The following is a 25,579-nucleotide window of genomic DNA, read 5'->3' as shown; positions in this document are numbered from 1 at the left end:
TTGAGGAAAGTATATGCAGTGGCAAAATTATCGCATGGTGAGTGGTCTGTTGTTTGTAGCCAGCGTGATTGGAATGGTCTTCGCGTTGTATCTCGAACATGTCCAAGGACTTGAGCCTTGTCCATTGTGTGTATTTCAACGGTTAGGTCTGATCGGACTGGGACTGATTTCTTTTATTGCGGTTCTACACAATCCCGTCCGTAATGGTTTAAAACGAGCATATGCTTTCCTAGGGACATTATCGATTTTATGGTCAGCGGGTGTTGCTGCACGTCATGTCTGGCTGCAGAGTTTACCTCCAGATAAAGTGCCAAGTTGTGGGCCTGGTTTAGATTATTTGGTAGATGCTTTGCCGCTTAAAACAGTGCTTCAACAAGTGCTGTCAGGATCAGGCGAATGTGCGGTAGTAGACTGGACTTTCCTAGGTCAGTCTTTACCTGTATGGTCTTTGGTATTTTTTAGTATTTTGCTGATCATCTCGATTTGGCAGTTATTCAGAAAGTATCCTGCTTAAAATAAAAAAGCCAACTAATAGTTGGCTTTTTTATTGAAGATGGTCAGGTTTCTACGATTCCTTCCATGCTTTCTAATTTGATTAAATATTTACGGATTTGCTCTTCAGCTAATTCATCGTGATGTGGATAGAACCATTTAACGATTTGCTCAGCAACACTGGAATGGTATTGAATCTCCATATGATTGAGCCCGTAGAACACAGCTTTGTGTGATTCTGGCAATTTCAGTTGGAATCGCGGATTTGGATGCTCACCCAAAGCACTTTGCACACTCACTAAGTAATCGCCAATGACTTTGAGTGTACGATTTTTACGATTTTCAAACTCAATTGTTCCAGCTACTAGGAATGTATTGATATGTGAAGGCAGCGGTGCAGGTTTACGATTATCATCCATCATGCCAATACGAGCGTGATTGTGTTCCCAGTCATCATCACGGACACTACCATGGCGTAAATCCAAAATACCATCACTGCGAATATTCACAATGTGGCTGGCTAACTTGATGACGGGAAAGTGTCCAATTTTTTCTTGAACGGCAAAGCCAATACGTTCTAGAACTGCACCATGATGTGGAGAACCTAAGCAGACCAAATTCTCTGCCATGTGAAACCATTGATGGAGATTTTGTTTACCATAAAACAAAGCACTTCGAGAAACCAAACCACCCATACTGTGACCGATTAAATCAAGGCTGGTGATACGTGGATTGCGCTTTACCAAGTCTTCAAGCATATTGGCCAACGAACGACCATTCGCTGAAATTCTGCGACCAGTGTTGTAATGCAAATAAAGCATGGTGTTGTTGTCGCGTTGTGCAAGCAGTTTTTCACCAATACCGCCATAGTTGCGATTGGTCCAATCAAGATGATTCATGCACAGACCATGGCAAAAGATCACGACACGACCTGACAGGTCACCCTGTTGTAACTCTCCATAGTGATCATACAGATTACTGGTAATCGCCAACGGATTTTGATTTTTAAGTAAATAGTCGCCAATCACGCCATTAAGAGCACTGACCAAAAAAATCATTTTTGGCGTGAGGGGTTTATCATGGAGTTTCGGAAATTGATCAATGATTTTGCGCAGGGCTGGTGCGACCAAATAATTTCCGTAATTTAGAAGCGTGTCATATGAAAATTGATATAACTTTCGAACGTAGGTTTTCTTTTGAAATTCTTTTGATGTTTTTTTACTTAAACCAAATACGGTTAAGAGCACTTCACGTTGAAGTGATTGAATGAGATTTTGAACAGCAAGGTTAATTGGAGTGCTGACCAGTTGTGCCAAACCTTCAAGCACATCGGCCTGACTCGGAGGAGATCGATCCCATTTACAATAGGTTTCATGTAGTGGCGTTAAACTCGGCATCTAGTCTTATCCTGATAGTGCATGATCATCTAAAGACACTTTATTTTTAGCAATGATCACTGTATAAAATTCCTTGTATTTATCTTATGTTGTTCATCCCGAACAATTTTTAAGATAACTTTGATTTCAGATCGGCTCTAATTTTTTTGTCTGACAATATTTGTGATCGTACAAAAGAGAAACAAATATGTGATCTGATTCACAATAAAAATTAGAACAATTTTGAGGAAAATGCAATTAATCAGTTCATGAATATTATCTATCTACATGGATTTCAAAGTAGTCCTTTTTCGATTAAAGGGCAACTGATTCGTCAGTATTTTGAAAGACATGAACATGTACAAGTGCATTTACCCGATTTAAATATGCCGCCTGATCAGGTCATTACTTCGATTTCGACACTCATCGAGTCTATGTCAAATGTCGTTTTGATTGGGAGCAGTTTAGGTGGATTTTATGCGACGCAGCTTGCCGCGAAACATGGAGTCGCAGCTGTACTGATTAATCCCGCTATGCAACCATGGAAATTATTTAGAAACTTGTTTTCAACGGCGCAGTTTCCTTATCCAGTCACTGCGAATTGGTCGTTAGATGAAGCTCAGCTTGATCAATTGGAGCATATGGCAGTTCCGTTTGTGCAAGATGCAGACAAAATCTTGGTCTTGTTACAACAAGGTGATGAAGTTTTGGATTATCGTGAAGCGGAACGTTATTATAATTGCGATGGTCATCAAGCGTTCCTCATTACAGAAACATATGGCAATCACGCGATGGATGATTTCGCGGATAAAATACCCTTGGTATATCAGTTTTTAGCTGACAGCTTAAAATAAGGAAACAATTCAACGTGTCTCAATATACGGCCCAATCCCTTGAAGTCTTATCTGGTTTAGATCCTGTACGCCGTCGTCCAGGCATGTATACCGATACCACACGTCCAAACCATTTGGCGCAAGAGGTCATTGATAATGCGGTCGATGAAGCATTGGCAGGACACGCGAATAAAATTACAGTGACTGTGTATAAAGATGGTTCATTGTCAGTAGAAGATAACGGGCGTGGTATGCCAGTTGATATTCATCCTGAATATGGTCAAAGCGGCATTGAAATTATTCTGACTAAACTGCATGCAGGCGGGAAATTCAGCACAGATAATTATCAATTCTCTGGTGGTTTGCACGGGGTTGGTATTTCTGTTGTAAATGCGCTTTCCACACGTGTGGAAGTCCAAGTTCAGCGCCAAGGTAATTTGTACAAAATGGCCTTTGAGCAAGGTGAAGCAACGGCACCACTTGAAGTTCTGGAAGGTAAAGCACCTAAACGTGCATCGGGTACCTCAGTTCACTTTTGGCCTGAAGCGAAATATTTTGATTCACCTAAATTTGCATTAAAGGCACTTAAACACAATTTAAAAGCGAAGGCGGTATTAGCTGCTGGCTTACAAATCAATTATGTTGATGAAATTAACGACGAAAAGATCACTTGGCAGTTTGAAAATGGTCTCGTCGATTATTTGATGGATGAGTTGGAAGATCGTGAAATCATCCCTATGCCTGCATTTGTCGCTACAGGTGACGCGGAACGTGCCAGTGCGGAGTTTGCGATTTGTTGGAATGTTGAAGGCGGAGAGAGCATTCAAGAATCTTATGTGAACTTGATTCCAACGGCGCAAGGTGGCACACATGTGAATGGTCTTCGTTCAGGTGTGACGGATGCGATCCGTGAGTTCTGTGAGTTACGTAATCTCTTACCACGTAATATGAAGCTTTCAGCGGAAGATGTGTGGGATGGCGTGAACTATATTCTGTCTTTGAAATTTCAAGAGCCACAATTTTCAGGTCAAACCAAAGAGCGTCTTTCAAGTCGTGAAGCCTCTGCGATTGTGCAGAACATCGCAAAAGATGCTTTTGCCTTATGGTTGAATCAAAACTCTGAAATTGCAATGCAATTGGCTGAAATGGCGATTTCAAAAGCGGGACGTCGTTTAAAAGCAGCGAAGAAAGTTGAGCGCAAAAAAATCGTTTCAGGTCCAACTTTACCAGGCAAATTATCTGATTGTGTGGGACATAGTTTGGAAGAGTCAGAACTATTTATTGTGGAAGGTGATTCTGCTGGAGGATCTGCCAAACAGGCGCGTGATAAGAATTTCCAAGCGATTATGCCGATCCGCGGAAAAATTTTAAACACTTGGGAAGTCTCTTCAGATGAAGTACTTGCTTCTCAAGAGGTTCATAATATTGCAATCGCAATAGGAGTCGATCCGGGTTCTGATGATTTGTCTGAACTTCGCTATGGCAAGATCTGTATTCTTGCCGATGCAGACTCAGATGGATTACATATTGCGACTTTGCTATGTGCATTATTTGTGAAGCACTTCCCAAGTCTAGTTGAAGCAGGGCACTTATTTGTTGCGATGCCACCTTTATTCCGTATTGATGACGGTAAAGATGTGCATTACGCGCTTGACGAAGTAGAATTAGAAGGCATATTGAAAAAAGCCAAAACTAAATCCCCACAAATCACACGATTTAAAGGTTTGGGTGAGATGAATGCAAGTCAGCTCCGTGAAACAACATTGGATCCCAATACTCGTCGTTTGGTGCAACTAGATTTGGATGATGTGCATTTTACTTCAGGTTTATTAGATAAATTATTAGCCAAGAAACGCGCAAGTGATCGTAAAGAATGGTTGGAACAAAAAGGCAACTTAGCTGAATTAGTCGTTTAATTTTCTGCAGACACGAGCATTAAAGCCCGCAGATGCGGGCTTTTTTATACTTCACAGAGTGAACAATTCACACCACGACAGTTGTGTAGCACTGAACTGCGTGCACTATTTTTATTGGTACCTGGACCGCCCACTAAAGGTCCTGCAAGTTGTTCTGCACCTGATCCTGGGCGCCATTTGGTCTTCATGTTGATTTGTTGTCTGCCAGTAATCATCGGTTTCGCTAAGGTGGGTTGTTGGCAGTATTTGCATTCGATGGTGTCAGTTGCAATCCTAGAAATAGGCACACGTTGTTCAAAAATTCCTTCGCAGTGCTCACAGCGGAAATCGTATAATGGCATGGTCGTGCTCCTACTTATTTTTAAGCATGCGCATGTTTAAAAGTTAAAAAGGAGGTAGCTCGCATGCTTACTCAAGCTACCCCGTAAAATGGTGAAACCTGTAACAACAATAATGCGCTAATTAGCGTTTATGCCCCCAAAATTTATCGTCATTTAAAGCACCTTGCGGCAAGATATTTTGTTCAAAAATGGAGGTTGGGAGTGAGACGGTACATGCACAGTTTGGAATATCTACAATACCTCCGATACGACCTTCAACTGGTGCAGCGGTAAGTAACATGTAGGCTTGTGACCCAGTAAAGCCAAAGTTTTCAAGATACTTGATGGCTTTTAAACATGCTTGGCGGTAAGCCACTGTCGCATCGAGATAGTGATTTACACCATCTTCAACACTGATCCCTTCGAAAGTCAGCCATTGATCATAATTTGGACGTACATTGCTTGGAACAAAGATGGGTGAATCAATATTGTATTTTTCCATCCCACCTTTGATTAAATCGAAACCGACACGTGTAACGCCATCCATTTCAATCGCACCACAGAAACCAATTTCACCATCACCTTGTGAGAAGTGGAGGTCGCCCATTGAGAAGCCAGCACCTTTTTGATAAACAGGGAAGTAAATACGGCTTCCTGCAGCAAGGTCTTTAATGTCTGTGTTACCCCCATGTTCACGTGGAGGAACTGTGCGTGCAGCTTCAGCCGCCATACGATCAAATTCGGGACCTTTCACACCACGTAGAACGGCTGTACGTGGATCAGGAGGGTTTGCCTGACCTTTAGGAACGAGCAATGCTTCACGGCGATTCCATTCTTTCAGTAAATCATGTGATGGTAGAGTTCCCATCAAGCCAGGATGTTTTAATCCTGCAATACGTACACCAGGGATATGACGTGAAGTTGCAAATAAACCTTTCAAATCCCAAATGGCTTTATCTGCCTCTGGGAAATAGTCCGCCAAGAAGCCACCACCATTTTCCTTGGCAAAAACACCCGAAAAACCCACATCAGAAATCGGTTGAATGTCTAGTAGATCAATGACCAACAAATCACCTGGTTCTGCACCTTCAACATAGAATGGCCCTGTTAAAGGATGAGCACGTGTTAAATCCACATTTTTAACATCAGAAATATCGTCAGTATCTTTAATTTGTGCGTCAAGGAAATCCAAACTTTCAATCAGAATTTCTTCACCAGGTTTTACTGATGTCAGAAAAGGTAAGTCTGGGTGCCAACGGTTGTGACCAATTTCGGCTTGCTCCGCAAGTGGAACTCCTGGTTTGATTTTAATATGTTGCATAATGTATCCCCTGTATTGAGGTCAAATAAAGTTTAGGTCTCAGTGTTGTTGAGATGCTTCGTGTATCAGTAACGGATCAAGTTGTTTCACTGCTGGCTCAATCATCTGAATTTGAAGCTTCGTATTGTCGTAATCGATGATGAATTCACTAATGTGCTTGTTGTTTAGAAAAGCTTTCGCGAGTGCAGGTTCAACTAACACTTTAAAACGACGGCTTAAACCCCGAGCACCAAATCGAACATCATGTCCTGAACTCAGGAATCGAATGGCAGCATCGGTCAAAGCAATGGTTCGACTTTGCTTTTTTAGACGTTGGTTCATTTTGTCAATTTCGAGTTGGACTAAGGTTGCAGCAAAATCAGATTCAACTGGCTGATAATGTAAGATTCGCTCAATGCGATTTAGAAACTCAGGATCAAACTTTTTATCGAGTGCTTTTGTCGTGATTTCACTGTCATCTAATTTCAAATGCTTGGCTAATTTCTGGAGTGGTTTCGGTAATTGACTAAGTTGTTTCAGGCGCTTTTGAGCATCTTTAGCACCCACATTACTGGTCATAAAAATCATGCAGTTTTTAAAGTCTAAAACCTTTGTACCCGCAGTTAATTTTAAAGTTCCTGTTTCAAGCACATTGAGTAGCCCTCGAATGACTTCAGTACTGGCTTTTTCAATTTCATCAAAGAGAACAATGCCAGGTTTGGAGAAACTCCCTTGAATCAGGGCTTCATCGAATAAAGTATTTCCTTCTTTAGAGCCGACATAGCCTGGTGGGGCACCTGTCAGGGCGGCTGCATAATGCTCTTGTGCCAATGTATTCATATCAATTCGACAGAATGCATCAGCTTTACCGTGTATCGCTTCAGCAATGAGGCGGACTGTTTCAGTTTTTCCTACACCGGTAGGACCTAACATCAGTGTGACACTTAAAGGACGATGAGCTGCGTTAAAATCTGCTTTCACTGTGGTGAGCATATTTTCAATTTCATCAAGTGCGGCTTCTTGTCCAATAATAAGTTCACGTAGATGGGTCATCACGGCATCTGGTTCAAAACTGAATCGGGAAGTACGTGCAATACATTCCTTGCTTTGCATGTCATAGCGTTGTTTTGCCAAACTTTCCTGATTGGCATGTATACGGTCACTGGCAAATGTCATGTTCGAAACCTCCTGAAATCAAGTCGGACGAAGCTTCTTTAAGAAGCTTCTTTCTCTAACCCTTCGTGAGGTAAGTTGCCAATTGGGCACTCTGCAACGCCAATGGTTGAACGCGTAAACTGCTCAACATTTTCCTGTGCTTTTTGTGCGTCTAAGACCCATGTCTTGTAGAAGTCGAATGGACAATCGGCAACCCCTTTATCACCATCACCATTGTTGTATACGCCTGTATAGCCACGGTGTAGCAGCTTGAATAAGTGGTTTTGTGATTGATCGTATTTACGTGCATCACGTATTTCTGTGAGTGATAACTGTGCGTATTGGATACCATTTTCTTCCGTACCACATTCACCTAATGTACGTCCGTCAAAGCCGACCACTGCCGAATGTCCAAAGTAGGTATACACCCCATCAAAACCAGTACAATTGGCAACAGCGACATAAACGTTATTTGCCCAAGCCATACATTTGGCCATATTGATTTGCTGCTCATCAGCCGGGTACATATAACCTTGGCATCGCACTACAAGTTCAGCACCTTTCATCGCACAGTCGCGCCAAATTTCAGGGTAATTACCGTCGTCACAGATAATGAGTGACATCTTGATGCCTTTAGGGCCCTCTGTCACATAAGTCGTATCTCCAGGGCACCAGCCTTCAATTGGGCACCATGGAATAATCTTGCGATATTTTTGAACGATTTCACCTTTGTTATTGATGAGCACTAAGGTGTTATATGGCACTTTATGCGGGTGTTCTTCGTGCTGTTCCCCAGTAATTGAGAATACGCCCCAAACATTTGCTTCAATACAAGCTTGAGAGAAAATTGCCGTTTCATCACCTGGGATTGTGGCTGCCGTTGCCATCATTTCATCATGATCATACATAATGCCCATGGTGCTGTATTCAGGAAAAACAATGAGATCCATACCTGGAATACCTTGTTTAATTCCTTTCAACATTTCAGCAATTTTTTTTGCATTCTCAAGTACTTCTGCTTTGGTGTGCAAGCGTGGAATTTTATAGTTCACTACTGCTACACCTACTGTATTTGGACTACTTGAGATATCACCGTGACGCATTCAACTTACTCCCCATATCTTTAAAATTAAAATCTATGTAAGGAGTTTCTCGTGAAATTGATCGATGCAAAATACGGTGAATTGCGTATATGAAGCGATATTTTGAATGAGTCTTTAGATCGAAATAACAATACCACTCCAACAAATGGTCAAAAAAAATCCCCCGAAAAATCGAGGGAGATGCCAAATTAAGAATTGATGAGATGACGTGCTTTAAACTGAAAGATATTTGCTAATGGTCGCTTCATCGACATTCGCTCTGACATCTTCATAAGCAAAACGGCCTTTATCGATGACCAAGAAGCGATCTGCCATCGCCATAGTAAAGCTCAGTACTTGCTCGGAGACCACGATAGTGAGGTCTCGTTGATCGCGAATTTCTTTTAGCGTTTTCGCAATATCTTTAATAATCGAGGGCTGGATTCCCTCGGTAGGTTCATCGAGCAGCAATACTTTGGGATTGGTGGCGAGTGCACGTGCAATTGCCAATTGTTGCTGTTGTCCACCAGATAAATTTCCCCCTTTGCGTTTACGCATATCCCAAAGTACAGGGAAAAGCTCATACAGATCGTCAGGTACTTTGCCATGGGCAGATGCAGGGAGACCTGTTTGAATATTCTCTAGAACAGACATGGTTGAGAAAATCATACGACCTTGAGGAACATAAGCAACACCATTTTCCACACGTTGATACGGGTCAAGCTTTTCTAAGTTTTTACCATCGAGCTTGATTTCGCCTTGAGTATTTTTAATATCACCGATAAGGGTTTTAAACAGTGTGGTTTTTCCCATCCCATTTCGCCCCATAATCGCCACAATTTCTTTGGGTTGAATTTTAAGTTCTAGATCATGAATGACTTGGCTTTGTTTATAACCTGAACACAAAGAACTAATTTCTAATAATCCGCTCATAAGGCCTCCTTAGTGTCCGAGATAGACTTCAATGACTTTTGGATCACTTTGTACATCATCCATTTTTCCTGCTGCGAGGATTTTCCCTTGGTGCAATACTGTCACTTTATCTGCAATGGTTTTTACAAACTCCATATCGTGCTCAATCACGAGGACTGAGCGTCCTTTACTGATTTCACGAAGCAGTTGTGCTGTCTGTTCGCGCTCAGAAACACTCATGCCTGCCACAGGTTCATCCAGCATTAACAACTCGGGGTCTTGCATAAGCAACATCCCTATTTCAAGCCATTGTTTTTGTCCATGAGACAATAGGCCTGCGGAGGTGTGTAATAAATCAGTGAGGAAAATTTTTGAAGCGACTTCTTGGATACGTTCTTCGACATCTTTGGTTCGCTTAAAGAACAAAGCCCCAAACACATTACGACCACGTGGGAAAGACATTTCTAGGTTGTCATAGACTGAAAGGTTTTCGTAAATATTAGGATTTTGAAATTTACGACCGACACCTTTACGAACGATTTCGAACTCTTTAAGCTTAGTCAGTTCAATATCATTAAATTTGATCGTGCCAGAAGTTGCTTTAGTTTTACCGCAAATCAAATCCAATACTGTTGTTTTACCTGCACCATTAGGGCCGATCACCACGTGAACTTCGTTTTTATCGAGATAGAAGTTGAGATCGCTGACGGCTTTAAAGCCATCAAACGAGACTGTGAGATCTTCGATAACAAGTACAGGTTTTGCCATTTCTACGCCGACTTTACTCATTTCACACCTCCTTCTACTTCAATATTGCTATCTTTTTTGGACTCCGTGGGTTGATGGGGGATAGGCGAAGCCGTTGTTTTTTTATCTTTGAAGATAAGTGGGCGAACATATTTTTCATATAAGCCAGCTAAACCATTCGGTAAGAACATCACAACGCCTATGAACAATGCACCAAGGAAGTACAACCATACTTCAGGGAATGCTTCAGAGAAGTAAGTTTTACCGAGGTTAACTAAAACTGCACCATATACAGCTCCAATCAGTGATAAACGTCCGCCTACTGCAGCCAAGATCACCATTTCAATAGATGGGACGATGCCAATAATCGTTGGAGACATGAAGCCGACTTGCAGTGTAAACATTGCCCCACCGACGGAAGAAACGACTGCCGCAAAGCAGAAGATAAAGACTTTGTACATTGAAACGTCATAGCCAGAAAAACGTACACGTTCTTCTTTTTCACGCATTGCAGAAAGTAAGCGACCTAACTTTGAGCTGAGAACAAAGCGACTGATCATGATGACTGCGATGAGTAACAATGCATTGATGTAATACAAAACGTACTTTGCTTCATCCGTACGGATGTCCCAGCCATGTAATGTCTTGAGATCAGTAATACCGTTGATACCACCAGTAAAGCCTTGTTGACCAATAATCAAAATTGTTAAAATCGCCACAATTGCTTGCATGATGATAGAGAAATACACGTCTCCTACACGACGAGTAAACATTGCAAAACCAATAATAAAAGCCAATAAAATTGGAATAATTACAATCGCGAATAGGGTAAATGTGAAACTATGGAATGGTTCCCAGAACATTGGTAGGCTGGTAATTTGGTTCCAGTCCATAAAATCAGGAATACCGGGTGTGGTTTGAGCTGCTGTGGATTGCATGTCAGAAGCTTCGAGCTTGAGGAACATGGCCATACAGTAGCCACCGATCCCAAAGAAAATACCCTGACCTAAACTCAAAATGCCACCGTAACCCCAGCACAGCACTAAACCAATCGCGACAAAGGCAAACGTAAGATATTTACCCATTAAATTGAGACGGAAAACATCTAAAAACATGGGCATTACAAATAGGATCAGTACTGCCAATATAGCCAGTCCAATCGCACCTTCTTTACCGCCTAACAAGGCATTCATTGGATTACTCATATCAATCTCTCCTGAATACCTATTTACGAACTTTGATTGAGAACAAACCTTGAGGACGTAACATCAAAATGATGATGACCGTCGCTAAGGTAATGACTTTGGCAACAGAGCCTGACAGGAAGAACTCTAGGATTGATTGGGCTTGTGCAATACTGAAAGCCGAAGCGATAGTGCCTAATAGACTTGCAGCTCCACCAAACACCACAACCAAGAACGTGTCTACGATATAGAGAGAGCCTGCAGTTGGACCAGTTGAGCCAATTGTCGTAAACGCCGCACCAGCAATACCGGCCAAACCACAACCTAATGCGAATGTTAGACTGTCCACACGCTTTGTATTAATACCAACGGCACCACTCATGAAACGGTTTTGGTTTGTCGCACGAAGCTGTAAGCCCCAGCGAGAACGATAGATGAGGAAATAGACGAAAGCGGTCACGGTGAGTGTGACACCGACAAGGAATAAGCCATTAATAGGAATATCAATCGTCTCTGTCGGTTGATAAGAGCCCATAAGCCAATCAGGTAGTGTTGGACTCACTTCTTTGGGACCAAATGTAGAGCGAAACACTTGTTGCATGATTAAGCTCAAGCCCCAAGTTGCAAGCAAAGTATCGAGTGGCCGCTGATAAAGCCGACTAATCATGAGCCGTTCGACCATATAGCCGATAATGCCTGCTGTCAGAAAAGCTGCCACAATCGCTACAATAAAATAATAGGGAAGCAATTGAGGAAAATAGCTTTCAGTCAGGGTTGAAATGACAAATGTGGTATACGCGCCTATTGTGAGGAATTCACCATGTGCCATATTGATGACACCCATTTGCCCAAAAATAATTGCAAGGCCCAGTGCCATTAACAACAGCACACAGAAAACAGAAAGACCATTAAAGCCTTGCATCGCAAATATTGCACCGAAGTCAGCTAAAGATAAATCCATCGCCTCATCCTCCAAGCTTTAAATAATAGGTTTGAAATGAAAAGATCAGGAGAGGGCTCTCCTGATCATGTGCTGTCGATTAGTAGCCTTTAGGGAATGGATTAGGCTTGATTAAACCTTTTGATTCGTAGACCACTTTGAATTGACCATTGGTTTGCACTTGTGCAATACGTGATTTGCTCCATAAATGATGATTGGCATCAATTTTCACGTAACCTTCAGGCGCATTTTTCATTTCGATGCCTGGAGAGGCTTTGGTAACTTTGGCAACATCAAAACTACCAGCTTTTTCAACTGCGGCTTTCCATAGCCATGGACCAAGATAAGCTGCTTGAGTCACATCACCAATTACTGCTTTAGGACCATATTTCGCTTTAAATGCTTTTACGAAAGCTGCGTTACTTGAATTATTTAGACTTTGGAAATATTTCATTGAAGAGTAGAAGCCCTTCATATTTTCGCCACCAATCCCCAGTAATTCATCTTCTGTCACAGAGAAGGTGAGCAGTGTTTGCTTATCGCCAGTCACGCCTGCAGCTTTCATTTGCTTATAGAATGAAACGTTTGATCCACCCACCACGGCAGCGACAATTGCATCTGGTTTACGAAGTTTGGTTTTGTTAATTAAAGAACCAAATTGCGTATGTCCAAGCGGGTAGTATTCTTCACCGACGACTTTACCTTTCAACACTTTTTCAATGTGTGTACGGGCAATTTTCATGGTGGTACGTGGCCAAATATAGTCAGAACCGATTAAATAGAATGTTTTGGCTTTTTTCTCACGTGCAAGCCAATTCAGAGACTCAAGCACCTGTTGCGTAGCTTCTTGACCGGTATAAATCACATTTTTAGATTGTTCTAGACCTTCATAGAATGTTGGGTAATACAGAAGCGAATTATTTCGTTCAATAATAGGTAATACGGCTTTACGAGAAGCTGAAGTCCAGCAACCAAAAATTGCTGCAACACGATCCTTTTCAGTTAATTTTCGGGCTTTCTCAGCGAAAGTTGGCCAGTCAGATGCACCATCTTCTTGAACAATTTTAATCTGACGACCTAATACACCACCTTGTTTGTTGATCTGCTCAATGGCTAAACGTTCTGCTTGGATGGCTCCTGTTTCAGAGATTGCCATCGTTCCTGTCGCTGAATGAAGCTGACCGACATAGACGAATTTATCATTTACGTTAAGTTTGGTTGTATTTACTTTTGCTGTCGCTGGAGCACTCGCAGTGGTCAAGACAGGTGCCAGTAAAAAAGGAACAGCGAGTAGTCCTGCGAGTAAGCCAGATGTTTTAACTTTAGATTTTAAGGTCATTGGTGTTCCCCTGATGAAGTGGATAAGGCCATTGCGCGATTTATTGTTTGCGCTTGCTATGGACTTAAGCCTAAGGGGTGTTAAAAAATGAGCATATACGTCACTTTACGTATATCGATGTTCCTCAAAATGTTTTTTGATGAAAGTTAAGCTGGGCATAGATTTTGCTAACTGTAAGGGTCTATTTAAATTGCCTAGCTTTATGGTTTCATCTAGCAATACTCCTCAAGCACCGCAACGGGTGATTCATACACGCCGTAAATACAATACTTGGGTGGTTGATGAGAGTATTGAAGACTATGCACTACGCTACGCACCGAGGTCAGTAAGACGGTGGTCCCTTTGGACGGTGACCAATACAGCGCTTGCAGCAGTCAGTTTTCTAGCGATGGAAGCGCTTGGTGCAACCATGTTATGGCAATACGGCTTTAGCAATGCATTCTGGGCCTTAGTGGTCGTTTCAATCATTATCTTTTTGACCAGTTGGCCTATTGGATATTACGCGGCCAAATACAATGTTGATATTGACCTACTTACACGGGGCGCAGGCTTTGGCTATATCGGCTCATCTATAACTTCAGTCATTTACGCCAGTTTTACTTTCATCTTCTTTGCTTTTGAAGCCGCTATCATGGCTTTGGCGCTTAAGCTTGGTTTAGGTGTGCCGCTGAGTCTAGGTTATTTAATTTCTGCGCTTATTATTCTGCCCCTAGTGATCAAAGGCATAGGATTTATTAATAAAGTACAAGCGTTTACCCAACCATTATGGATTTTTTTATTATTACTACCATGGTGCTTTGTTTTGGTGAAGCATCCGACTCTGCTTTCTGAAGTTGCCCTAATAGAAGGCGCGCAAAGTCAAAGCGCAGGATTCAATTTGGCTTTTTTTGGCGCATCTTGCACTGTTTTGTTTGCGCTGATTACGCAGATTGGTGAACAAGCTGATTATTTAAGATTTTTGCCAGACAAAAAAAATGCTCAAAAGAAATGGAATTGGGCGGTATTTTTAGGCGGTCCTGCATGGATATTGGTGGGATTCATTAAAATTTTTATGGGCATGATTTTAATGGTACTCGCCCTTAAATTTATGGTACCGAATCATGAGTTAAGCAATCCGAATTATCTATATTGGATCGCCTACCAACAAGTGATTGAGCATCCTGGTGCTGCATTATTTCTTACAGTCATGTTTGTGTGTATCGCACAGTTAAAGATCAACGTAACCAACGCTTATGCTGGCTCATTGGCATGGTCTAATTTCTTTGCACGCTTAACGCACAGTCATCCCGGACGTGTGGTCTGGTTAGTATTCAATATTTTTATTGCGCTATTGTTGATGGAGCTGGGTGTCATCCATGCGGTGGAGCGTGTATTAGGGCTTTATAGTAATGTGGCCTTGGCATGGGTGGGTGCCATCGTTGCTGATCTCGTCATCTGTAAGCCATTGGGGCTGAGCCCGAAAGGAATTGAGTTTAGGCGTGCTTACCTCTATGACATTAATCCAGTCGGTGTTGGCAGTTTATGTATTGCATCCTTATTGTCGATTTTATGCTACTGGGGATTATTTGGTGATATCGCAAAATCCTTAGCAGGATTTATTGCTTTAGGTTCAGCTATCGTCTGTGTCCCAATGCTTGCTTATTTTACTCGTGGCAAATACTACATCGCACGTCATGAAGATAAATCATTAAAACCAATAGAGACACAACGATGTGTGGTTTGTGAGCATGAGTATGAAATGGCTGACATGGCGACTTGTCCTGCTTATAACAATATGATTTGTTCTTTATGCTGTACCTTAGAAGCTCGTTGCCATGATTTATGTAAGCCTCATGCACGGTGGTCTGCACAACTTAAGCATTTTGCAGTTTGGTTTCTACCGCGCCAATGGTTGAGATACATCAATACTAGATTGAGTCTTTATATTTTGATGATCTTTGTTCTGAGTGTGGTTTTGGCAGTCAGTTTAAGTCTGGTTTATTTACAAGAACTGAGTAAATTCGGCACAGTATTTGGATCAACTCAACAGCATGAGTTGCTGATGCTATTTGTGAAAATTTATGCCGTATTATTTTTACTGTTATGTGTTGCAGCATGGTGGTTGGTACTCAATGATGAAAGTCGCCGACAAGCTCAGCTTGAAAGTAATATGCAAACACAACTGCTCATGGACGAAATTGAAGCGCATAAAATTACAGATCGGCAATTACAAGATGCACGAACTCAAGCTGAAAAAGCCAATGAGGCCAAAAGTCGTTATGTTGTTGGGATTAGTCATGAACTGAGAACACCTCTAAATAGTATTTTAGGATATAGCCAGTTACTCAATAAACAAGAACAACTCTCTGAACAAGGAAAAGCTGCGCTGGGCGTGATTCGTCGTAGTGGGCAGCATTTAACGTCCTTGATTGATGGTTTACTTGATCTTGCAAGGATTGAAACAGGTAAAATTTCTTTAGAAATGTCGAATATTGAATTTCCGAAGTTTCTCCAACAAATCGTGAATATGTTTGAGCCACAATTCCAACAAAAACAACTGAAATTTACGGTCGAAATTAGTGAAAAAATACCACAATACGTACGTATAGATAAAAAAAGACTTGAACAGATCCTTATCAATTTAATGGGAAATGCTTTGAAATTTACGCTCGAAGGAGAGGTGAAATTTCGAGTGGATTATCGCTTTCAGATGGCATATTTTGAAATTCATGATACGGGATGCGGAATTGCTGAAACAGATCTAGAGCGAATATTCCAGCCTTTTGAGCGCGGACAAAATGTCGTACAAGGTAGCTTTGCTGGAACAGGTTTGGGTTTACCAATTGTTAAACTATTGGTGGATATTCTCGGTGGGGAGTTAAAGGTAAGCAGTACGTTAAAAAACGGTTCTATTTTTAAAATAAAACTATATTTACCTTCAAAGTCGGTCATTCATCCGATTGCTGATGTCGCATCGAATACAGTATCTGGCTATATGGGACATCGCCGTAAAATATTGGTCGTAGACAATGAAGCAACTGATCGTGGACTAGTTTTAAATTTCCTTAAACCTCTCGGCTTTATTCTTGAAGAAGCAGAATCGGGATTGCAATGTCTAAGAAAAGTCCCTGAATTTCGACCAGATTTAATTTTAATGGATTTGAGTATGCCTTTGATGGGAGGGTGGGAAACTGCGAAATTATTGAGAAATAATAAAATGACCAATGTTCCCATCATCATTATTTCCGCAGATGCCAATGAACGAATGCAGAACCCTGAAACCGATGTATTGAATGAAGACTTTCTGGTCAAACCCGTGGACTTAAATCTGCTACTGAACAAAATTGGAGATAAATTAGGCTTAAACTGGGTTCATCAGAATGAGCCAACTCAAGTCGCAGAAGAACCTCAAAAACAGGTTGAACCCTTACACTATGATAGTAACGCTTTATCTGTCAGCGTGATTGATGAGGATGATGTAGCACCAGAACAAGCGCTAATCAAACTAGAAGATTATTTGAGTATTGGTTATATCCGTGGAGCCAAAGAGATGCTCGAAATTTGCAAGAAACGCAATGTCTGTGATCCTTCTATATGGCAGCACATAGAATTTGATATTCAACGCTTCGATACCCAACGTGCATTACAACGATTACACGAGCACCTATCTGATATCAGATCTGATTTGGAAGGGAGTTAAGCAATGTTAGAAAGCATTTTAATTGTCGATGATATTCCTGAAAATCTAAGTTTATTACATGAAAGTCTTGATCAAGCCGGCTATCAGGTCTTAGTTGCCACCAATGGTTTTACTGCTATTGAAATTGCGCACCGTTCACAGCCAGATATGATTTTATTGGATGGGAGTATGCCTGAGATTGATGGTTTTGAAACCTGTATCCAGCTTAAAGCGAGTCCAATGACTGAGCACATCCCTGTCATATTTATGACGGGTTTGACGGAAACCGAACATATTGTAAAAGGCTTTCAAGTCGGGGGCGTAGATTATGTGACAAAGCCACTGAATATCGATGAAGTACAAGCACGTGTCAAAACGCATTTACTGCAAGCCCGTTTAATGCACCAACAGAAACAAATGCTCGATGCAACAGGCAGTGCAATTTTGTCGATGAATATGGATGGGGAAATTATTTGGCAGACACCTGTAGTGCAAGGTTTATTAACGCAACATGGAATTGATATTGCTCATTTTAGAAAGAGTATAAATCAGTGGTTAAAAGCACTTTTCCAGCAATCGAATCAAGAAGAAATGCTACATGGTCAATATGGTCATGGGCATCAGCAATTACAATTAAATTTATTAACCAAGTTGAAAGAAGGACAATTACCTAAACATGTTTTGGTTCAGCTCAAAGAGCAAACACACATGCCAAGTGTTGAAGAGATCGCTCAAGCTTGTCCGAATTTAACACCACGTGAGGCTGAAGTTATGCATTGGGTAACGCTTGGCAAAACCAACCGAGATATTGCAGAAATTTTGGAGTTGAGTCCACGCACCGTCAATAAACATTTAGAGCATGTTTTTGAGAAGCTGTTTGTGGAAACGAGAACTGCTGCGGTGTTACATGTGATGTCAGCTTGTCAAAATCAAGCAGTCGTATAGAACTCATCGTTTCTAGCAAAATCTTTAAATCGCTATACCAGCTGATAGTGATCTTTCACTCTCCCTTCATTAACCTCTTTTTATCCTAAGATAAAAAGAGTAAATAAAATGAGTATGATCAATTCACTTCAAATCATAGACCAAATGTTTGAGGCATTTAGGTCTCAAGATTTACTGGCTGCTGTTGCAACAGTAACTGAGGATACGGTATGGATTCACCATGGCTCACAAAAACTGCCTTCAATTCGATTTGAAGGAAAAACGGGTGTAGAACAGTTCTTCAATACCAATTTCACAACCATGCATGTCGCATACTTTGATATTTTACGTATGGTCAAAGAAGGTAACAAAGTGGTGGTTTTTGGACGCGAAAAATTTACGATTGATGGTCAAGATGGTGAATTTGAGCAAAAATGGGTACAAGAGTACACCATTGAAAATGGACTAATTTCAAGAATGGAAGAATATGCGACATCGGTGAATGACAATGATTACCTGGTTGTAAAATAATAGTCAAAGATGGACATAAAATTAGATGGTCTCATGATCTGCATAACTGAGATGCATAAGCACCAGATTCAATGTGATATTTCAATTTGATCAAACTTAAACACGTCACAATTAGATCCACTGCCAATCCGATCCACCACCGCAAAATCACTCGGGCTTTCCAATGTTAAAAGTGGATGATGCCAAGTCCCCGTACGATAGTTTACACCTTGAGAGCCATTAGTTATAAAAGCTTGTAGGTTTGAAATATCGGGCTGATTCGCATTTAAGACTGGTGCAACCACTATTAAAAACTTTTGTCCCTGCATCGGGATAAAAGCTTGTGATCCATGAGGATGACGTTCAAGCATCGAAATTTTGAACGGAATATTGGTACTTTGAATATTTCGAAAAATACTAATCCCGGCTTTGGCATCGCCAATAATTTCAGTGGTCACTAAAGCATGATAGCGCTCTGTATGCGCATCGTTAATATGAAAATAATCATTTCCTTGGCAAGCAATGACGTCACCAAAAGGTGCAAAATTTTCGGAGGTTAAAGGTTGTAGGGTAATGGTATGCATCATAAAAATTCGCTAAAAAGATACTGCATTTTCAATTTAGAATTGAGTCGAAAATGCAGTCAAAATAAGATCACTTTAAAAGTAACAAATGCTCAACTAAGGATTTACTTTACCCCAGAGGCGTATACGGCTAATCCCTCCATCAGGAATCATATTCACCCGAATATGAGAAATTTTTTCGTGTCCCAATACTTCATTTACAAAGTTATGAATGTGATCCATTTGCATTGGTTGAGCATCTAATAAGAAAGGCCAAAACATACTTTGTGGAATCAATTGAGGATCCGTTGCATCTTCTATATAAATGGCTTGAATGGACACTTCAGCAGGATAATTTCCTTTAAAGTGGGCTGTATCAATCTCGATCTTTTCAATGTGACCAGCTTGCCCTAAAGCTAAAATACACCAGTCGAAACCGGGTGCACGACGGCGTGCGGTTTCCCAACCATCACCCATATTAACCCCACGTCCTGGATTGATCAGATTACGTGGATGTCCGAAGTGTGCATCACTATAGGCAATAACACGTCCACCATTTTCAAGTGCAAGCAGGTCGAGGGTTTGGTTTTGATCTTGGATTTGAACGCTGACTTCACCATATACGCGGAATCGTGCGATACCTCCATCTGGAAAAATATTTAAACGCAGATGGGTAAAGATCTGATTCATTGAAACTTCAAAGACATGGTGCTGACTTGGTCCCAATATACTATTTGGTAAAATTTGGTGCCATTCAGCATCATCTAAGTTTTCATTTGGTGCATAACACCCTTCTACTGAAGCAGAAGCGGGATAATTACCACTAAAAAAAGTGGTATCAATATCGAGTGCTTTAATTTTACCTGCAACACCTAACTGAACAATCGACCAATCATAACCACTGTGACGTTTACGACGGGTTTCCCATCCATCCATCCACTTGCCATGATCATCAAATTTACCTTCTACAAAGATAGGCGCATCAAACTGAAGCATACGTTGAGCTTCAGCAAAAAAATCATCAGAACATGTTGTGACTTTTGCACCAATTCGGGCATCTGCAAGGTTAGTAAGTTGCTGTAAAGGAGTAGGGATTTCAAATTCCGGTGCCAATAGTGTTGCCATGTCATCTTCCATTATTGCTTTAAAACTTGATTCTTATCAAAAGAATGCATTCTTAGAATCGTAATGCGTTGTTATGTCGCATCTGCTTAAGGGCTTTAAAAAGAATGCACAGCATGTGCCAACCTTGCACTTATGTAGCGCTCTATTGGTGGAAATGGCACGTTTTTCGCTTTAAGCAGTGGGTTAAAGCAAAAAAAATTGTGGAAGTAAAAATGAATATCACCATTATTGGTGCCGGAATGGCAGGATTAACGACCGGAATTGCGCTGAAGAAATTTGGTCATCAAGTTTCAATATATGAACAAACTGAAAAAATTTTACCCGTGGGTGCTGCGATTTCATTGTGGTCAAATGGTGTGAAATGTTTGAACTATCTAGGACTCACGGATCAAGTCGCTCAACTTGGTGGGAAAATGGATCACCTTGCTTATGTCGATGGGCTCACGGGTGATGTCATGACGCAATTTAATTTATATCCGTTGATTGAAGAAGTTGGGCAGCGACCTTATCCAGTTTCTCGCGCTGAATTACAAAATATGTTGATGGATGAGTTTGGACGTGAAGATATTCATCTTGCAAAAAAAATGATCGGACTTGAGGATCAAGGTGATGACGTCAAAATCCATTTTGCTGACGGAACACAAATAACGACGGATTTATTGGTCGGCGCGGATGGCACTCATTCGATCACGCGTGCCTATGTTTTAGGTGAGCAAGTTGAGCGTCGTTATGCAGGTTATGTGAATTGGAATGGGTTGGTCGAAATTTCTGAGTCGCTGGCACCTGCTGATCAGTGGACCACCTTTGTAGGAGAAGGGAAGCGAGCTTCTTTAATGCCAGTCGCAGGTAATCGTTTTTATTTCTTCTTTGATGTACCACTTGAATTAGGTTTGGAAAATGATCGTACTCAGTATAAAAAATTACTAAAACAATATTTTGACGGTTGGTGTCCGCAAGTACAAACTTTGATTGATGCTATTGATGAACAGCGAACCAATCGTGTTGAAATCCATGATATAGAACCATTTGCAGATTTCTATAAAGGGCGAGTGGTGATTGTTGGCGATGCAGCACATAGTACAACACCTGATATTGGGCAGGGCGGTTGCCAAGCGATGGAAGATGCCATTTATTTGGCTCGGGCATTACAGATTAATACACTGGGAATTAAGGATGCTTTAAGACGTTATCAAAACAAACGTAATGAACGCACTGCTGAAATGGTATTGAGAGCGCGTAAACGTTGTGATGTGACGCATATGAAAGACGAATCGATTACTCGTGAATGGTATGAGGACTTAAGAAAAGAACAAGGACCTCATATTATGAAAGGTATTATCAGTAATATTGTTGGAAATCCTTTGGATTAAAGATTTCAACTAAAAGGGCTAAATGCCCTTTTTAAGTATTTAGATTCAGTTGGAATAAGACGAGATTGCGCCAAGATCCAAATTTTTGTCCGACTTCAGGTAAATAGCCTGTTTGTTTAAATCCAAAGTATTCATGTAATTTGATGGATGCAAAATTTTCATGATCTATAGCAGCGATCATGACATGAATTTTATGTTGGCTTGCGTGTTGAATTAAATGTTGGAGTAAAGCTTTGCCTAAACCCAAACGTGTAAAATTGGGATGAATATACACAGAGTGTTCGACAGTTTGTCTAAAACCACTGATCGCTCTAAATGTACTATATTCAGCATAACCTGCAATTTGTTGGGTGAGTTCGTTTTCAACCACAAAAATAGGGAAATGATCTATTAGATGCTGACGATACCAATTCTGATAATAATAAATGTCTTGATCTTGCTCATTCCATGTTGCAAAACCATTCAGAATTTCATCGTTGTAAATATCTTGGATTTGAGTTAAATCCTGTTCAGTTGCGAAACGAATTTTAAAAGACATTTTTTATTCTAATCGTCAGTATTTATAACTTTATTTTGATTATTGAGCATAAAAAAAGCAAGACACTAGTCTTGCTTTTTTATTATAAATATCAATTAGAAATGATATTTAACCAATGCGCTTACATCGTTTTGGTCTTGACCTTTTTGACCGAATTTATTGTTCCAAACAGAGTGTTCAACACCTACATACAATTTGGTTTTTGGAGAGATATGTTTACCAACATTCCATTTATATTGGCTTGTCCAGTTCAATTCACTCGCATGACCAGGACCTTCATTTGTAGACCAATCAAGGAATGCATCTGCCAAGAATTCTTCATTGCCTAGCTTGAATGGAACAGCGTAAGTGATCGTCATTTGGTAGTCATCTTCAGTCAAGTCATTGTCAACTCGATAGAAGTTAATATTTGCATATTGCGTGTAAGGAATATCTAAAGCAAAGCCTACGCCATACAAGAAGTTATTGAACTCAGTATTGTTGTTATAACCAGCGTTGTGTTCCCAAGTCGTTGCAATCAATACATCTTTGATTGGACCAGCGCTTAGTTTTTGGCCAGAAACTTCACTTAAACTTAATCGTGGAGCTAATTCAAGGTAAGTTGAATCGCCATCTTTTCCGCCCCATTGTTGATCGACGAAAAAGAAAACATCCGAGTACTTAAGCTTTGCAGCATATTCAGCAGTGATGGTATAGCGTTCACCTTCTTGTTGAGAGAAAGGGTTTAGGTAGTTATCGCCATAAAGACCAGTTAGGCTGAAATCTTGCCAAACAATTGGACTTGCTTGAGTAAACGCTGCTGTAGAAGCTAATGCGCAAAGTGCTGCGATTTGATTAAGTTTCATAAAAGAATCCCCAGAGAAAGCGGTAACAGAATAACGATTCTTTTGCAAAAATAAAGCCAAAAGTGGATGAAAGGAAAAATTAATGCCCACGTATGCAGGCATTGATACAAAGATGGTTTAAATTAATGATGAGAATCAATTATTTGTTTACTTTTAATACTAATTTTCGGTCCAAATAATTTTAAGTGATTAAATAATATATTGAGGATTATCGCCATTAAGCAGGTTGAGCTAATACCCGAATGGAACAAGGTTTGGACCCATTTTGGGAAGTCGGAATAGAACGAATGGTCAATAATGGGTACCATTCCTGCAGCAATGGAAGTCGCGACAATAATTAAGTTTTTCTGATCGTTATAATCAATTTTTGCCAGTGTACGGATACCACTCGCGGCTACTGTACCAAATAAAACAAGGCCAGCCCCCCCAAGTACAGGCACAGGAATCGCTGCAATAAAACGCCCCATCACTGGGAGTAATCCAAGTACGACCAGAATTATCCCGCCAGCAGCGACAACATAGCGACTTTTAATCCCTGTTATTGCAACTAAACCAACGTTTTGCGCAAACGCACTTTGCATAAATGAACCAAAGATCGGTGCTGCTGCACTTGATAACATATCTGCGCGTAGACCATCTGAAATACGTTTTGAATCTACATCGGTACCGATAATTTCACCGACTGCAATAATATCAGCTGTAGTCTCAGTCATAATCACGAGGGTAACAATGATCATGGAAAGTATTGCTGTAAACTCAAAGGTCGGCATACCAAATGCAAAGAAGCTAGGAACCTGTAACCAATGACCTTCCCCAACTTTGCTAAAATCACCAAAGCCAAACATAAATGCTAAGACAGTGCCAAGAATAATTGCCAGTAAAATTGAAAGGCGTCGAATTGTGGCACTGCCAGCCATATTCAATATTATGACGATTGCAAGCGTCGCTAACGCTAAACAAATATTTTCAGCACTTCCCCAATCAGGTGCACTTTTATTGCCGCCCATCATCCAACGCACAGCAACTGGCAGGAGTGATAAGCCTATGATTGTAATTACACAGCCTGTAACAACTGGGGGAAAAAATCGAATAATTTTAGAGAAGTAGGGCGCTAAGAAAAAACCTAAAAGGGATGCCACAATGACGGCACCATAGACTGCCTGTAATCCGCCACCTGTGGTGACAATTGCGACCATTGTGGCTACACCAGCAAAAGAGACACCCTGAACCAAGGGCAATTGTGCGCCAATATGTTTAACGCCTATGGTTTGTAAAATTGTCGCTAAGCCACCGACAAATAAAGCAGCAGCGATGAGTAGCCCAATTTCCATACCTGATAAGCCTGCAGCCGTACCCACGATCAGAGGAGGCGCTATAATGCCACCATACATGGTTAAAACATGTTGTAAGCCATAAGCAGCACTTTTACCAGCACCAAGATATTCATGTTCGGGTGATTGTTGTTGTTCGTGTGCAGTCATAATAAATCCCTCTATATTTTAAATTTGCGAGTGCTCAGCTGCCACGATAGGTGGAGTAGGCATAAGGGCTAATGAGCAAGGGAATGTGGTAATGTTGGTGAGCATCGTTTACTGAAAAATGAATGACGGCTTTAGGAAAAAAAGTTGGGATGTTCTGCGCTGAGAAATAAGCTTGTGTCATAAATTCGATGCTGTATTCAGCGACATCAATTTGATCGAGTCCAAAATCTGCTGCTGTCACACGTCCATCAGAATTGGTTTTGGCTATCGCTAATAACTCTCCAGATGCAGAAAAAAGCTTAACTTCAACATTACTTGCAGGACGTCCAAGGTGGGTATCTAAAATATGTGAGCTGATCATGCTTGAATTTCCTGTGAGAGGCGCAGTAAAGCAATTTCTAAAAGTTGGCGATGGACGATTCTTTTTTCAGTCTCAAAATCGTTTAGCAAGCGGTATTCCAATGCTGTCAGAATCTCTTCACTATTCAAACCAGAAGCTTTAATCAGAAAAATAAAACCGAATTTTTTTTCATAGGCCAAGTTGCCTTTATATAACGCATCTAGAATTTCTTGATCATGTGTGATGCGTGCTTGTTCACGCCTTGAAAAAGTTTGTTCTTGTTCTGATAATTCAAGTTTTGCTTTTCTTTCGCCAATCCTTGGGTGTGTATTTAGGGCTGCTAAAATTTCATCCCATGTCCATGTAATGGCATGTTGTTCAGCATACTTTAATAGTCCTTCTCGTGTGTCAAAAGGACCGTAATGAATGATTTCCTCGCCCCATCGTGGGATATGAACACATTGCAATAAAAATGCTTTCTGATGTTCAACAGATGTTTGATTAAATTCTGAAAGCAACACAATTCAAACCTATACATTGAAACTTTAGGCTTAAATTGCAATAACAATGCCAACGTAGATTTGGTGGAAAAAGTGACTGAAAAAAGATCAAAAGAGCACCTTATAAAG

At 40.8% G+C, this 25,579-nt stretch carries 24 protein-coding genes; 7 read left to right on the top strand and 17 right to left on the bottom strand.

Going from position 1 to position 25,579, the window contains the following annotated elements; translation table 11 throughout:
- Nucleotides 1–13 precede the first annotated feature (13 nt).
- On the top strand, nt 14–514 hold the full coding sequence (locus tag AC1M83_RS05295) for a disulfide bond formation protein B (protein ID WP_481590165.1): 501 nt from the start codon (nt 14–16) through the stop codon (nt 512–514).
- A gap of 43 nt (nt 515–557) precedes the next feature.
- Here the strand turns inward: AC1M83_RS05295 and AC1M83_RS05290 are convergent, their stop codons facing one another.
- Nucleotides 558–1,889 carry a PGAP1-like alpha/beta domain-containing protein gene (locus AC1M83_RS05290; protein WP_180028389.1) on the bottom strand — a complete coding sequence of 444 codons (1,332 nt, stop codon included), beginning with the start codon at nt 1,887–1,889 and terminating at the stop codon, nt 558–560.
- Between the two features lie 248 nt (nt 1,890–2,137).
- On the opposite strand from AC1M83_RS05290, the gene AC1M83_RS05285 reads away from it, so the two are divergent.
- Together AC1M83_RS05285 and parE are read left to right on the top strand one after the other, a co-directional pair.
- Nucleotides 2,138–2,722: a YqiA/YcfP family alpha/beta fold hydrolase gene (locus AC1M83_RS05285; RefSeq protein ID WP_035264764.1), complete on the top strand. Its 585-nt coding sequence runs from the start codon at nt 2,138–2,140 to the stop codon at nt 2,720–2,722.
- 14 nt (nt 2,723–2,736) lie between these two features.
- A complete protein-coding gene (gene parE, locus AC1M83_RS05280; protein ID WP_481590164.1) occupies nt 2,737–4,617 on the top strand; it encodes a DNA topoisomerase IV subunit B in 1,881 nt (626 codons plus the stop codon).
- A 44-nt stretch (nt 4,618–4,661) separates the two neighbouring features.
- On the opposite strand, the gene AC1M83_RS05275 is transcribed toward parE, so the two are convergent.
- From AC1M83_RS05275 to urtA, 9 genes are all read right to left on the bottom strand, one after another.
- Nucleotides 4,662–4,958, bottom strand: coding sequence for an FmdB family zinc ribbon protein (locus tag AC1M83_RS05275; protein WP_035264759.1), 297 nt, complete (start codon nt 4,956–4,958; stop codon nt 4,662–4,664).
- A gap of 121 nt (nt 4,959–5,079) precedes the next feature.
- Nucleotides 5,080–6,258 carry a formamidase gene (gene fmdA, locus AC1M83_RS05270; RefSeq protein WP_092766540.1) on the bottom strand — a complete coding sequence of 393 codons (1,179 nt, stop codon included), beginning with the start codon at nt 6,256–6,258 and terminating at the stop codon, nt 5,080–5,082.
- A 39-nt stretch (nt 6,259–6,297) separates the two neighbouring features.
- Entirely contained in the window at nt 6,298–7,413 is a 1,116-nt protein-coding gene (locus AC1M83_RS05265; protein ID WP_481590163.1) for an AAA family ATPase, read from the bottom strand.
- Nucleotides 7,414–7,451: 38 nt separating this feature from the next.
- A complete protein-coding gene (locus tag AC1M83_RS05260) occupies nt 7,452–8,495 on the bottom strand; it encodes an aliphatic amidase (RefSeq protein ID WP_035264753.1) in 1,044 nt (347 codons plus the stop codon).
- 213 nt (nt 8,496–8,708) lie between these two features.
- Entirely contained in the window at nt 8,709–9,407 is a 699-nt protein-coding gene (gene urtE, locus AC1M83_RS05255) for an urea ABC transporter ATP-binding subunit UrtE (protein WP_035264750.1), read from the bottom strand.
- 9 nt (nt 9,408–9,416) lie between these two features.
- Nucleotides 9,417–10,175 (bottom strand): urea ABC transporter ATP-binding protein UrtD, encoded by a 759-nt coding sequence (gene urtD, locus AC1M83_RS05250; protein ID WP_092766538.1) that lies wholly within the window; start codon nt 10,173–10,175, stop codon nt 9,417–9,419.
- Nucleotides 10,172–11,338 (bottom strand): urea ABC transporter permease subunit UrtC, encoded by a 1,167-nt coding sequence (gene urtC / locus AC1M83_RS05245; RefSeq protein ID WP_481590162.1) that lies wholly within the window; start codon nt 11,336–11,338, stop codon nt 10,172–10,174. Before urtC ends, urtD begins: the two co-directional genes overlap by 4 nt.
- Nucleotides 11,339–11,357: 19 nt before the next feature.
- A complete protein-coding gene (urtB, locus tag AC1M83_RS05240) occupies nt 11,358–12,278 on the bottom strand; it encodes an urea ABC transporter permease subunit UrtB (protein WP_035264743.1) in 921 nt (306 codons plus the stop codon).
- Nucleotides 12,279–12,357: 79 nt separating this feature from the next.
- Nucleotides 12,358–13,596: an urea ABC transporter substrate-binding protein gene (urtA, locus tag AC1M83_RS05235; RefSeq protein WP_035264741.1), complete on the bottom strand. Its 1,239-nt coding sequence runs from the start codon at nt 13,594–13,596 to the stop codon at nt 12,358–12,360.
- A 202-nt stretch (nt 13,597–13,798) separates the two neighbouring features.
- Here urtA and AC1M83_RS05230 point away from each other — a divergent pair, with 202 nt between their 5' ends.
- From AC1M83_RS05230 to AC1M83_RS05220, 3 genes are all read left to right on the top strand, one after another.
- Nucleotides 13,799–17,275, top strand: coding sequence for a hybrid sensor histidine kinase/response regulator (locus AC1M83_RS05230; protein ID WP_481590206.1), 3,477 nt, complete (start codon nt 13,799–13,801; stop codon nt 17,273–17,275).
- Between the two features lie 3 nt (nt 17,276–17,278).
- Nucleotides 17,279–18,199, top strand: a complete 921-nt coding sequence (locus AC1M83_RS05225; RefSeq protein WP_035264738.1) for a response regulator transcription factor — start codon at nt 17,279–17,281, stop codon at nt 18,197–18,199.
- Nucleotides 18,200–18,307: 108 nt separating this feature from the next.
- Nucleotides 18,308–18,709 carry a nuclear transport factor 2 family protein gene (locus AC1M83_RS05220; protein ID WP_212771590.1) on the top strand — a complete coding sequence of 134 codons (402 nt, stop codon included), beginning with the start codon at nt 18,308–18,310 and terminating at the stop codon, nt 18,707–18,709.
- 68 nt (nt 18,710–18,777) lie between these two features.
- On the opposite strand, the gene AC1M83_RS05215 is transcribed toward AC1M83_RS05220, so the two are convergent.
- Both AC1M83_RS05215 and alc read right to left on the bottom strand, forming a co-directional pair.
- Entirely contained in the window at nt 18,778–19,275 is a 498-nt protein-coding gene (locus AC1M83_RS05215; RefSeq protein ID WP_035264735.1) for an ureidoglycolate lyase, read from the bottom strand.
- Nucleotides 19,276–19,368: 93 nt separating this feature from the next.
- The gene (gene alc / locus AC1M83_RS05210) at nt 19,369–20,376 is read right to left on the bottom strand and encodes an allantoicase (RefSeq protein ID WP_481590161.1); all 1,008 of its coding nucleotides are present in this window, start codon (nt 20,374–20,376) and stop codon (nt 19,369–19,371) included.
- 212 nt (nt 20,377–20,588) lie between these two features.
- Between alc and hpxO the strand changes: the two genes are divergently transcribed.
- Entirely contained in the window at nt 20,589–21,746 is a 1,158-nt protein-coding gene (gene hpxO, locus AC1M83_RS05205; RefSeq protein WP_481590160.1) for an FAD-dependent urate hydroxylase HpxO, read from the top strand.
- Between the two features lie 31 nt (nt 21,747–21,777).
- Here the strand turns inward: hpxO and AC1M83_RS05200 are convergent, their stop codons facing one another.
- The 5 genes from AC1M83_RS05200 to uraD all read right to left on the bottom strand — a co-directional run bounded on the left by AC1M83_RS05200 (nt 21,778) and on the right by uraD (nt 25,471).
- A complete protein-coding gene (locus AC1M83_RS05200; RefSeq protein ID WP_179999697.1) occupies nt 21,778–22,284 on the bottom strand; it encodes a GNAT family N-acetyltransferase in 507 nt (168 codons plus the stop codon).
- A gap of 95 nt (nt 22,285–22,379) precedes the next feature.
- Nucleotides 22,380–23,129: an outer membrane protein OmpK gene (locus AC1M83_RS05195; protein ID WP_035264928.1), complete on the bottom strand. Its 750-nt coding sequence runs from the start codon at nt 23,127–23,129 to the stop codon at nt 22,380–22,382.
- Nucleotides 23,130–23,251: 122 nt separating this feature from the next.
- A complete protein-coding gene (locus tag AC1M83_RS05190; protein ID WP_035264726.1) occupies nt 23,252–24,610 on the bottom strand; it encodes a nucleobase:cation symporter-2 family protein in 1,359 nt (452 codons plus the stop codon).
- A gap of 34 nt (nt 24,611–24,644) precedes the next feature.
- Entirely contained in the window at nt 24,645–24,971 is a 327-nt protein-coding gene (uraH, locus tag AC1M83_RS05185; RefSeq protein ID WP_035264724.1) for a hydroxyisourate hydrolase, read from the bottom strand.
- Entirely contained in the window at nt 24,968–25,471 is a 504-nt protein-coding gene (uraD, locus tag AC1M83_RS05180) for a 2-oxo-4-hydroxy-4-carboxy-5-ureidoimidazoline decarboxylase (protein ID WP_180028400.1), read from the bottom strand. The genes uraH and uraD overlap by 4 nt, the downstream gene beginning before the upstream one ends.
- Nucleotides 25,472–25,579 lie beyond the last annotated feature (108 nt).

It is taken from the genome of Acinetobacter sp. 25-47-130 (genome assembly GCF_056779705.1).
This window is presented reverse-complemented; position numbering and strand designations above follow the sequence as displayed.

What these genes read in the sequence shown, in the direction of transcription:
- AC1M83_RS05190 (WP_035264726.1), bottom strand. Translation starts at nt 24,610, where the DNA reads ATGACTGCACACGAACAACAACAATCACCCGAACATGAATATCTTGGT.
- urtE (WP_035264750.1), bottom strand. Translation starts at nt 9,407, where the DNA reads ATGAGCGGATTATTAGAAATTAGTTCTTTGTGTTCAGGTTATAAACAA.
- AC1M83_RS05265 (WP_481590163.1), bottom strand. Translation starts at nt 7,413, where the DNA reads ATGACATTTGCCAGTGACCGTATACATGCCAATCAGGAAAGTTTGGCA.
- AC1M83_RS05275 (WP_035264759.1), bottom strand. Translation starts at nt 4,958, where the DNA reads ATGCCATTATACGATTTCCGCTGTGAGCACTGCGAAGGAATTTTTGAA.
- urtB (WP_035264743.1), bottom strand. Translation starts at nt 12,278, where the DNA reads ATGGATTTATCTTTAGCTGACTTCGGTGCAATATTTGCGATGCAAGGC.
- hpxO (WP_481590160.1), top strand. Translation starts at nt 20,589, where the DNA reads ATGAATATCACCATTATTGGTGCCGGAATGGCAGGATTAACGACCGGA.
- AC1M83_RS05260 (WP_035264753.1), bottom strand. Translation starts at nt 8,495, where the DNA reads ATGCGTCACGGTGATATCTCAAGTAGTCCAAATACAGTAGGTGTAGCA.
- AC1M83_RS05195 (WP_035264928.1), bottom strand. Translation starts at nt 23,129, where the DNA reads ATGAAACTTAATCAAATCGCAGCACTTTGCGCATTAGCTTCTACAGCA.
- fmdA (WP_092766540.1), bottom strand. Translation starts at nt 6,258, where the DNA reads ATGCAACATATTAAAATCAAACCAGGAGTTCCACTTGCGGAGCAAGCC.
- AC1M83_RS05285 (WP_035264764.1), top strand. Translation starts at nt 2,138, where the DNA reads ATGAATATTATCTATCTACATGGATTTCAAAGTAGTCCTTTTTCGATT.
- alc (WP_481590161.1), bottom strand. Translation starts at nt 20,376, where the DNA reads ATGGCAACACTATTGGCACCGGAATTTGAAATCCCTACTCCTTTACAG.
- AC1M83_RS05200 (WP_179999697.1), bottom strand. Translation starts at nt 22,284, where the DNA reads ATGTCTTTTAAAATTCGTTTCGCAACTGAACAGGATTTAACTCAAATC.
- urtC (WP_481590162.1), bottom strand. Translation starts at nt 11,338, where the DNA reads ATGAGTAATCCAATGAATGCCTTGTTAGGCGGTAAAGAAGGTGCGATT.
- AC1M83_RS05290 (WP_180028389.1), bottom strand. Translation starts at nt 1,889, where the DNA reads ATGCCGAGTTTAACGCCACTACATGAAACCTATTGTAAATGGGATCGA.
- AC1M83_RS05215 (WP_035264735.1), bottom strand. Translation starts at nt 19,275, where the DNA reads ATGATGCATACCATTACCCTACAACCTTTAACCTCCGAAAATTTTGCA.
- urtA (WP_035264741.1), bottom strand. Translation starts at nt 13,596, where the DNA reads ATGACCTTAAAATCTAAAGTTAAAACATCTGGCTTACTCGCAGGACTA.
- AC1M83_RS05220 (WP_212771590.1), top strand. Translation starts at nt 18,308, where the DNA reads ATGAGTATGATCAATTCACTTCAAATCATAGACCAAATGTTTGAGGCA.
- AC1M83_RS05230 (WP_481590206.1), top strand. Translation starts at nt 13,799, where the DNA reads ATGGTTTCATCTAGCAATACTCCTCAAGCACCGCAACGGGTGATTCAT.
- urtD (WP_092766538.1), bottom strand. Translation starts at nt 10,175, where the DNA reads ATGAGTAAAGTCGGCGTAGAAATGGCAAAACCTGTACTTGTTATCGAA.
- uraH (WP_035264724.1), bottom strand. Translation starts at nt 24,971, where the DNA reads ATGATCAGCTCACATATTTTAGATACCCACCTTGGACGTCCTGCAAGT.
- AC1M83_RS05225 (WP_035264738.1), top strand. Translation starts at nt 17,279, where the DNA reads ATGTTAGAAAGCATTTTAATTGTCGATGATATTCCTGAAAATCTAAGT.
- AC1M83_RS05295 (WP_481590165.1), top strand. Translation starts at nt 14, where the DNA reads ATGCAGTGGCAAAATTATCGCATGGTGAGTGGTCTGTTGTTTGTAGCC.